The organism is Streptomyces flavofungini, assembly GCF_041028215.1.
Lineage (GTDB): Bacteria > Actinomycetota > Actinomycetes > Streptomycetales > Streptomycetaceae > Streptomyces > Streptomyces flavofungini_B.
Genome location: NZ_JASKYR010000410.1, coordinates 1 through 6,775, shown reverse-complemented (window position 1 = coordinate 6,775; position 6,775 = coordinate 1). Strand labels below are relative to the sequence as shown.

The window sequence follows — 6,775 nt, the reverse complement described above, 5'->3', positions numbered from 1 at the left end:
GGCCAGCTCCGACTTCCGGTAGGAGTACCCGAAGTAGATGACGAGGCCGACCGCGAACCACACGGCGAAGCGGACCCAGGTCTGCCACTGGAGGAAGGTGATCAGCCAGATGGAGAAGACGACGCCGAGCGCCGGGACCACCGGCATGCCGGGGCAGCGGAAGGCCCGCGGCAGACCGGGCTGCTTGTAGCGGAGGACGATCACCGCCACGCAGACCACGACGAAGGCCAGCAGGATGCCGATGTTGGTCAGCTCGGCCGCCTCGCCGATCGGCAGGAACCCGGCGATGGCGGCCGACGCGAAGCCGACGATCCACGTCACGCGCGTCGGCACGTGCCGTGTCTCGTGGGTCTTCGCGAACCACTTGGGCAACAGCCCGTCACGGCTCATGGAGAACCACACCCGCGTCACGCCCAGCATGAACGTGAACATCACCGTGAGGATGCCGATGATGGCGCCGACGGCGATGACGTCGGCGAGCCCGCCGAGCCCCACCGCCTTGAAGGCGCTGGAGAACCCGCTCTCGGGGTCGATGTCCTTGTAGTCCTGCATGCCGGTCAGGACCAGGCACGCCAGGACGTAGAGCACCATCGAGATCGCCAGGGAGTACAGGATCGCCTTCGGCATGTGGCGCTGGGCGTCCTTGGACTCCTCGGCCGCGGTGCTCATCGCGTCGTAGCCGAAGACGGCGAAGAAGACGGTCGCCGCGCCCGTGAACGCGCCGCTGACGCCGAAGGGGAAGAACGGCTCGTAGTTGCCGGTGTTCACATGGAAGAAGCCGACGCCGATCACCAGCAGCACCACGAGGACCTTCAGGACCACCACGACCATCTCGAAGCGCGCCGCGTTCTTGATCCCGAGGGTGAGCAGATACGCGATGAGCAGGCAGAGCAGCGCCGCGAACAGGTCGACCTTGTGCCCGTCGCCGGTGCCCGGCGCGCCCAGCATCCACTGCGGCAGCTCGGCGCCCATGTCGTTCAGGAGGAAGTTGAAGTAGCCGGAGATGCCGATCGCGACCACCGCCACGATCGCCGTGTACTCAAGGAGCAGGTCCCACCCGATGAACCAGCCCGTGATCTCGCCGAGCACCACATAGCCGTACGTGTACGCCGACCCGGCCTTCGGGATGAGCCCCGCGAACTCGGCGTAGGAGAACGCCGCCGCGGCGCTCGCGACGCCCGCGATGAGGAACGAGATCAGGACGGCGGGCCCGGCCTTCTCGTTGGCCACGGTGCCCGCGAGGGTGAAGATGCCGGCGCCGATGATGCCGCCGACACCGATCGCGGTGAGCTGCCAGAGGCCGAGCGAGCGGGCGAGCCCGCCGCCCTGCTCCGTGTCGTCGATGTGCTCGATGGGCTTGCGGCGCAGCACGCCCCTGCCCATCCGGAGTCCCGCCATGAGCTCCACCTCTTCGCGAACGCGACCGGCTGATGGCGGATCATGATGGCCCAGCCGGGCCCCGTACGGAAGACGCCACACCCGTGCGGCGCCCCGGGGGGCTACGGCACCACCGTGACCGGCCAGCGGCCCGCCTTCACCAGACGGACGGCGACCGAGCCGACGATGCGGTGTCCGGCCTGCTCGGAGGCCCCGACGACCACGGCGTCGGCCTTCAGGTCGTCGGCGGCGGTGACGAGACCGCTGTAGGGGTCGCCGCGGAAGGTGTGGAACTCCCACCGGACGTCGAATATGTCCTTCACCCGCTCGGTGGCGTCCCTGATCTCCGCGATCAGCCCCTCGGCGATCTCGTCGGTGGTCTCGGCGACCGGCGCCCCGAGGGCCGCCCCCGCCGCCATCACCGGCTGGATGTAGACGACGGCGAGCAGGGCCCGCTGCCGCCTGGCCAGGCCTCCGGCGTAGGCGGCGGCGCGCAGGGAGGACTCGGAGCCGTCGACCCCGACGACGATCACCTTGGGTCCGTCGGTGCCGCGTTCGAACTGGTGGGACTGGTCATCACTCACGCCGAGAGGTTAGCGGAGGGAACCCGGGCGCCCGCGGGCAGCCGTGCCCTCCGCCGGGGCCGCCGGTCCGGCCGAGCCCTCCGCCGGGGCCGCCGGTCGGCCCTCTCCCGACGAGCGACCCCGCCGAGGTCTTCTTACAGTCGTGCCCATGACGGTGCGCGCGGAGGAGCCCGGGACCGCGGGACCCACGGACACGGACACGGCGGGCCGGGGCGGCGGCTTCCTCGCCCGGGTCCCCGAGGGATGCGCCGCGTTCTTCGGCGCCCTCGGCGTCTTCTGCGCCGTCCTCTCGGTCATCCCGCCGCTGCGCCGCCTGCTGCTGCCCGTCATCCGCGCCCTCGACCTCGTCACGGTGCCGGTCAGCGCGAACCTCGCCTACGCCGTCTTCCTCTTCCTGCTCGCCGCCGCGACCGCCGCCCGCAAGAAGGTCGCGTGGTGGCTCGTGGTGATCTACCTCGGCCTGCTGCTCGCCTTCGACGTGCTCGGCGCCGCCCTCGGCTTCTGGGCGGAGTCGCTGCCCTCGTTCGTCGTCTGCGGGGCCGCGCTGGTCCTGCTGCTCCTGGCCCGCAAGGAGTTCTCCGCCGCCTCGCGGCGCGGCGCCGTCTGGCGGGCCCTCGCCGTCCTGGCCGCGGGGCTCGGCGTCGCGATCCTGGCCGGCTGGGGCCTGACCGAGCTGTTCCCGGGCACGCTGCCGCGCCACGAGCGGCTGCCGTGGGCGGCGAACCGCGTCTGCGGCGGCCTGATCCACGGCAACGACTTCTTCGGCGGCACCCCGCCCCGGCCCCTGTACTTCTGGCTCGGCCTGTTCGGCGCGCTCGCCCTCCTGAACGCCGCCGCCACGCTCTTCCGCTCCCAGCGCATGGAGGCGGCCCTGCACGACGACGAGGAGTCCCGCATCCGCGCGCTCCTCGGTGCGTACGGGGCACAGGACTCGCTCGGCTACTTCGCCACCCGCCGCGACAAGGCCGTGGTCTTCTCGCCCAGCGGCAAGGCCGCCGTCACCTACCGCGTCGAGGCGGGTGTCTGCCTGGCCAGCGGCGACCCCGTCGGCGACCGCGAGGCCTGGCCGCGCGCCATCGCCGCCTGGCTGGACGTGGCCCGGCGCTACGCCTGGGCCCCCGCCGTGATGGGCGCCTCCGAGGACGGCGCCACCGCCTACGCCCGCGCCGGGCTCGGCGCGCTGCAACTGGGCGACGAGGCGATCCTGCACGTGGCGGACTTCGACCTGGACGGGCGCGACATGCGGGTGACCCGGCAGGCGGTGAACCGGGTGCGCCGCAGCGGCGCCACCGCCCGGGTCCGCAGGCACTCCACCCTCACCGACGAGGAGATGGAGGAGATCATCGACCGGGCCGACGCCTGGCGGGACACCGAGACCGAGCGCGGCTTCTCCATGGCCCTCGACCGGCTCGGCGATCCCGAGGACGGCGACTGCCTGCTGGTGGAGGCCCTGGACGCGGACGGCAGGCTGCTGGCCCTGCTCTCCCTGGTGCCCTGGGGCAGGGACGGCGTCTCGCTCGACCTGATGCGCCGCGACCGCACGGCACCCAACGGCGTCATGGAGTTCATGGTCGCCGAGCTGTGCGCCGCCGCGCCCCGTTTCGGGGTGCGCCGCGTCTCACTCAACTTCGCCGTCTTCCGCTCGGTCTTCGAGGAGGGCGGGCGGATCGGCGCGGGTCCCGTGCTGCGCCTCTGGCGCAAGCTCCTGCTCTTCTTCTCCAAGTGGTGGCAGCTGGAGGCCCTCTACCGCTCCAACGCCAAGTACCACCCGCAGTGGTACCCGCGCTTCATCTGCTACGGCGACAGCGGCGCCCTCGCCCGCATCAGCCTGGCCTCCGGCATCGCGGAGGGCTTCGTCGCGGTGCCGTCCCTGCGCAAGCTCTGGGGCAAGGGGCACGCACGGCCCCGGGGTGTCACCCAGCCCGCGACCACCGAGGGACTGCCGTCGATCGCCGCGCTCGGCCTCGCCGGCCAGGGCGCCACCGACGCCGACGCCGACGCCGCGTCCCGGCTCCCGGAGCAGATCCGCGTCCGGCACCGCAAGCTGGACCGCCTCAGGGCCGAGGGCACCGACCCCTACCCGGTGGGGGCGCCGCCGCGCACCCACCGCCTCGCGGCCGTCGGGCCCGGCCTGACGGGCGAGCGGGTCACCCTGGCGGGCCGCGTCATGCTTCTGCGCGACTTCGGCGGCATCGTCTTCGCCGTCCTGCGCGACTGGTCGGGCGACCTCCAGATCGCCCTCACCCGCGACATCTCCGGCAGGGAGGTGCTCGACCGCTTCACCTCCGCCACCGACATCGGCGACCACGTCACCGTCAGCGGCACGGTCGGCGCCAGCGACAGCGGTGAACCGACCGTCTTCGTCACCGACTGGCTGCTCACCGGCAAGTGCCTGCGCCCGCTGCCCGACAAGCGCCGCGGCCTGACCGACCCCGAGGCCAAGGTCCGCCGCCGCTATCTGGACCTGGTGGCGAGCCCCGCCGCCCGCGACGTGGTGCGGGCCCGCTCAGCGGCCGTACAGGCCCTGCGGCAGGGGCTGCTCGACCGGGGCTACCTGGAGGTCGAGACGCCGATGCTCCAGCAGATCCACGGCGGCGCCAACGCCCGGCCCTTCACCACCCACATCAACGCCTACGACCTCGACCTGTATCTGCGCATCGCCCCCGAGCTGTATCTGAAGCGGCTCTGCGTCGGCGGCATGGAGAAGGTCTTCGAGATGGGCCGCACCTTCCGCAACGAGGGCGTCTCCTACAAGCACAACCCCGAGTTCACCATGCTGGAGGCGTACCAGGCCTTCGCCGACTACGACGTGATGCTCGACCTCACCCGCGAGCTCGTCCAGGGCGCCGCGACCGCCGCCTTCGGCTCCCCGGTCGCCCGCAGGGCCGACGGCCGGGGACGGCTCGTCGAGCACGACATCTCCGGGCCCTGGCCGGTCAGGACGGTCTACGGAGCCCTCTCGGAGGCGCTCGGCGAAGAGGTCGACGCGGACACCGCGCCACCTGTCCTGCACCGGCTCTGCGACCGGGCCGGAGTGCCGTACACCAAGGACGACGGACGCGGCGACATCGTCCTTGAGATGTACGAGCGCCTCGTCGAGGAGCGGACCCAGCTGCCCACCTTCTACAAGGACTTCCCCACGGACGTCTCCCCGCTCACCCGTCGGCACCGCGCCGACCCGCGCCTCGCCGAACGCTGGGACCTGGTCGCGTTCGGCACCGAACTGGGCACCGCCTACTCGGAGCTGACCGACCCCGTCGAGCAGCGCCGCCGCCTGACCGCCCAGTCGCTGCTCGCCGCCGGGGGAGACCCCGAGGCCATGGAGCTCGACGAGGACTTCCTCGACGCGCTGGAGTACGCGATGCCGCCCACCGGGGGCCTCGGCATCGGCGTGGACCGCCTGGTCATGTTCCTCACCGGCCTCACCATCCGCGAGACGCTGCCCTTCCCTCTGGTCCGCCGCGTCTGAGGGCCCGCCGCGTCTGATCGGGTGCTTTCCGCGGCCGTCCCGTGTTGGTGTGCCGCGCGGGCCATCGGCCGTGCGACGGATTACTCATGAAAGACGATCAGCTGACTCCGGGGCGCCGGTTGGTGCTCCGTGCCGCCGCGGCCCTCGGCATCGCCGCCGCCGCGGGCTGCGCGGGCCAGGACCGTCCGGCGTCCCCGGCGCCCTCCGGCGGCCCCGCCGGAGGCGCACCGGCCGCCCGCGCCCGCCGGCCGTCCGCGTACCGCCTCCAGCCCTTCGCGGGCAACGGCCCCCAGGGCGCCACGCGCGCGCTGCCCGCGGTCCGCAGGGCGCCGATCCTGCGCGTGGCGGGATGGTCGCGGTCGATGGTGCTGACCTTCGACGACGGCCCCGACCCCCGGTACACCCCGGGCATCCTGCGCACCCTGCGCGAGTACGGGGTGCGCGCCATGTTCTTCGTCTGCGGAGAGATGGCCGCCGACAACAAGGACCTGCTGCGCGAGATGGCCGACGACGGCCATGTGATCGGCAATCACACCTGGACCCACCCCCTGCTGACCCGGCTCGGCCGCGACTCGATGCGCGACGAGATCGAGCGCACCAGCGAGGTCGTCGAGCGCACGGTCGGCGAGTACCCCCGGTGGTTCAGGGCCCCCTACGGCGCCTGGAACCGCAACGCCTTCCAGCTCGGCGCGGAGCTGGGCATGGAGCCGCTGGCCTGGACCGTCGACACCCTCGACTGGACCGAGCCGGGCCCGGGTGCCATCGTCCGCCGGGTCCGCGACGGGGCCGCGCCGGGCGTCGTGGTGCTCTCGCACGACGCGGGCGGCGACCGCTCGGGCAGCGTCGAGGCGCTGCGCGAGTACCTGCCGGAACTGCTCGACTCCGGCTACCGCCTCACGGTGCCGGGCCGCGAGGAGGTGTGAGGCGGTGCGCCGCGGTCAGCGCACCGCGACCAGGCGGGCGAAGACGACGACGTTGCCGTCGTAGCCGGTCTGCTCGGAGTAGCCGCCGCCGCAGGTGATGACGCGCAGCTCGGGGGTGCCGCCGTTGCCGTAGACCCGGGTGCCGGGGAAGTTCTTCTTGGAGAACACCTCGATCCCGTAGATCTCGAAGACGGCGGCCTTCTTGTCCTTGCGCCTGACCTCGACCCGTTGGCCCTTCTTCAGGGAGCCGAGACCGTAGAAGACGGCCGGGCCCTGCTGGTTGTCGACATGGCCGACGATCACCGCGGTGCCCTTCTCGCCCGGTGCGACGGCGCCGGTGAACCAGCCCGCGAGATTGGGGTCGTCGGGCGGCGGCGCGTCCACCCACCCCTCGGGGTCCAGACCCACCGGCACGATCGGCG

5 protein-coding genes are annotated in these 6,775 nt (G+C 72.6%); 2 read left to right on the top strand and 3 right to left on the bottom strand.

Annotated elements, in window-relative coordinates; translation table 11 throughout:
- Together AB8Z36_RS25305 and AB8Z36_RS25300 are read right to left on the bottom strand one after the other, a co-directional pair.
- Nucleotides 1-1,398 (bottom strand): amino acid permease (locus AB8Z36_RS25305; RefSeq protein ID WP_369215681.1); only part of this gene is annotated, 1,398 nt, incomplete at its 3' end.
- A 101-nt stretch (nucleotides 1,399-1,499) separates the two neighbouring features.
- On the bottom strand, nucleotides 1,500-1,961 hold the full coding sequence (locus AB8Z36_RS25300; protein ID WP_369215680.1) for a universal stress protein: 462 nt from the start codon (nucleotides 1,959-1,961) through the stop codon (nucleotides 1,500-1,502).
- A gap of 148 nt (nucleotides 1,962-2,109) precedes the next feature.
- Between AB8Z36_RS25300 and lysX the strand changes: the two genes are divergently transcribed.
- Both lysX and AB8Z36_RS25290 read left to right on the top strand, forming a co-directional pair.
- Nucleotides 2,110-5,430: a bifunctional lysylphosphatidylglycerol synthetase/lysine--tRNA ligase LysX gene (lysX, locus tag AB8Z36_RS25295; RefSeq protein ID WP_369215679.1), complete on the top strand. Its 3,321-nt coding sequence runs from the start codon at nucleotides 2,110-2,112 to the stop codon at nucleotides 5,428-5,430.
- Nucleotides 5,431-5,516: 86 nt separating this feature from the next.
- Nucleotides 5,517-6,353, top strand: a complete 837-nt coding sequence (locus tag AB8Z36_RS25290; protein WP_369215678.1) for a polysaccharide deacetylase family protein — start codon at nucleotides 5,517-5,519, stop codon at nucleotides 6,351-6,353.
- Between the two features lie 15 nt (nucleotides 6,354-6,368).
- On the opposite strand, the gene AB8Z36_RS25285 is transcribed toward AB8Z36_RS25290, so the two are convergent.
- The coding region (locus tag AB8Z36_RS25285) for a class F sortase (protein ID WP_369215677.1) at nucleotides 6,369-6,775 on the bottom strand (407 nt) is incomplete at its 5' end.